2 protein-coding genes and 1 pseudogene are annotated in these 2,749 nt (G+C 36.6%); all 3 read left to right on the top strand.

The genetic code is table 11. The annotated features are described in order from the left end of the window. The first annotated feature begins 505 nt into the window (after positions 1 to 505). The 3 genes and pseudogenes from HC026_RS12225 to HC026_RS12215 all read left to right on the top strand — a co-directional run bounded on the left by HC026_RS12225 (position 506) and on the right by HC026_RS12215 (position 2,608). Entirely contained in the window at positions 506 to 1,435 is a 930-nt protein-coding gene (locus HC026_RS12225) for a replication initiation protein (protein ID WP_034529708.1), read from the top strand. Then, positions 1,428 to 1,808: pseudogene (locus HC026_RS12220) on the top strand (DUF536 domain-containing protein); the annotation flags it as partial. The gene HC026_RS12225 and the pseudogene HC026_RS12220, both read left to right, overlap by 8 nt. Positions 1,809 to 2,059: 251 nt before the next feature. Further along, positions 2,060 to 2,608 carry a DUF536 domain-containing protein gene (locus HC026_RS12215; RefSeq protein ID WP_034529710.1) on the top strand — a complete coding sequence of 183 codons (549 nt, stop codon included), beginning with the start codon at positions 2,060 to 2,062 and terminating at the stop codon, positions 2,606 to 2,608. Positions 2,609 to 2,749: the final 141 nt, after the last annotated feature.

Genomic DNA, 2,749 nt, shown 5'->3' with positions numbered 1-2,749 from the left:
TCTAAACCAGTCTTAACACTGAATTGGCGAAAGCCAAAGTTTCTATAAAACTTTGCTTTCCTGCCTAACGGCGAGTGAAAAAGCGGTTAAGCTGGCTCAATTTGGACGGGGTTCGGGGCGTTAGCGCCCGATTAAATGTGGCTTGCCACACCTTTTAGGCAACGAACGAAGTGAGGCGCAAGGAGCATAGCGACTGGAGTTTAATGTGAGCTGGTTTTAGCTCACTCCTTTGTATTTTTGTTTTAGATTTTGATCTTGTACAGCGGTGCCTCTTTTATACCTCTTTTATAAACCTCTTTTAAACCTCTTTTAGACCCCTCTTTAGCCTTACTCTCCCAAGACGTACAGGGGTTTATAGATAGAGTTTTGTCTGTTTATAGATAGAGTTTTGTCTGTTTATAGATAGAGTTTTGTCTGTTTATAGATAGAGTTTTGTCTGTTTATAGATAGAGTTTTGTGGTATTGTATATTCATAAAAACGTGTTTATTAAAAGAGGTGCTTCATTTGAGTAATGAAATTGTTAAATATGATCCAGAATTAAATACAATCCCACTTCGAAAATTCACTCCTGTTGAAATGAATTTATTCTTCTCAATAGTTTCTAGAATGCGTGACAAAGGTGACGAAACTGTAAGGTTTTCATTTGATCAATTAAAAGAATTAAGTGCATATAAACCTACAGCAAATAACCGATTTATTGACGATATTGAAAGTACTTATCAAAAAATTTTAGGCTTACGCTTTGGAAGGCGTAGTAAAGATGGGCTGCATCGTGAATTTTTTGTTATGTTTACCGAATTTGAGATAAACGGCCATGCTGATGATCCTTATGTTGATATTAAAATTTACCCCAAAGCTATAAAATTATTGAATGAGCTGGAAAGTTGGGTTCGTTATGCTTTATCAGAATTCAGAGATTTAAAAAGCAGCTACGCAAAAACCATGTTCCGTTTACTAAAACAATTTAGGACTACTGGGTACGCTTACTTTTCAGTTGCGGACTTTAACGAGCTATTAGATGTCCCTAAAAGCTATAAAAGTAGCAATATAAATCAATCCGTTTTAAAACCCATCAAAGAGGAACTTACACCTCTTTTTAGAGGCCTAACTGTTCGAAAAAAATATGGTAAAGGCCGCGGGAAACCAGTGATTGGGTATTCCTTTACTTGGAAGTCTGAAAAGAAAGACGCTAATGACTTCTCACAAGGTCAAATTCAAGATGAACGTCAAAAACTCTTTAACATTCAGCATAATGGTGAATTAACAGAGCAGGAAAAATGGCGCGCCATTGACAAGGTTAAAGGGTTAACTTTAGGCTCTACTGAGAAGCAAGCATTGGCTGATAAACAGGCCGAGCACGATAAAAAAATAAGAGATCAAGCAAGACAAGAAGCACTTGCTGAACTCCGAAAGGGGTTTGGAAATCATGCCTAAAACTATTAGAGAACTTGCTGATGAATTAAAGGTCTCCAAACAAGCCATTCAATATCACTACCAAAGACTACCAGCAAAAAAGCAATAAAAAGATAGTCGGGGTGCAAACATGATTAGCACTACAGCTGAGATGATTATTAGAGACAAGATAGCAAAGCCTTTGGTCTCAAAGAGCCAACAAACAGGTAGGAAACAGATACCAAAGACTAGCAAAGAAAATAATGAGCTAATTGCTACTCTAAGAAGAGAAATAGAAGATTTAAAGTTTCAACGTGACAAACAGCTTGCTACCAAGGATCAGCAAATAAGTAGTAAAGACCGACAAATAGATCATCTAACAAAATTGATAGATCAGCAGCAACGATTACAGTTGACGCCTTATTTGGTGGTCATTCAACCAACTATAACCAACAGTCGGTGCCACTTATTCGCCCAGAAGAATTTGCTACCTTACAACAGCCAGTTTTATATGCCTACAAGCTAGGCGTTTCACAAGTTGATAAAGCTTTTTGGTTTAAAGATGCACGTATGAAAGCAATGGTAGAAAACTAAGGAGTTTAAATAAAAAACATCGTTGCGCACATTATTGTGGTAACATTGTTCGCAATGAAGGAGTAATTTAGCATGAAGCTTTATTCTATGAAGGATATTGCAGAGGAAATCGGCAAAGACAAATCCAATGTTTATCGTTATATAAAGAAAAACAATATTGCGCACACTGATGTAAAAGAACGTACATTATTGTTTAACGCAACGCAAAAAAACTCCATTGTAAAAGGCATGGCAAGCAATCCAAACAATGACGTTGCGCAACGGTCGCAACATGCCCAGCATAATGAATATCATAGCGAAACAGATAATAATACTGATCAAATTATTGCTGCTATGCAGGATAATATTAAGAATTTAAAAGAGCAAAATGCCTTGCTAGCTAAACAGTTGGAAAGCAAGGATAAACAACTTGATGAGGCACAAAAGCTAATTGATCAGCAACAACAGTTAAACCTATCAACACAGCGTCTTTTAACACAACAAAATGAGCCGCAGGAAGTTAAGCAACAAACACAAACTAAGCAAAAAAGTACTGCACAGGCACAACAGTCAGAAGAAAATAGTGATGATCAAAAAAAGGCTTCAAAGAAGGGGTTCTTTAAGCGCTTATTTGATAACTAAAGGTACATGTTCATATGACACACAACTATTTTGTTTTTAGATTTGGCAAATTACAAGTTTAATCCGAACAAGCCCGGAAACTTTCAATGGCAGTCTGTTGATGATGGATTTTTAATGGTCGTTGATTAATAAGCTCAAGTG

It is taken from the genome of Secundilactobacillus angelensis (assembly GCF_012641075.1).
Taxonomy (GTDB): Bacteria; Bacillota; Bacilli; order Lactobacillales; family Lactobacillaceae; genus Secundilactobacillus; species Secundilactobacillus angelensis.
The sequence above is the reverse complement of the archived record's forward strand: the minus strand, read 5'-3'. Positions and strand labels throughout refer to the sequence as shown.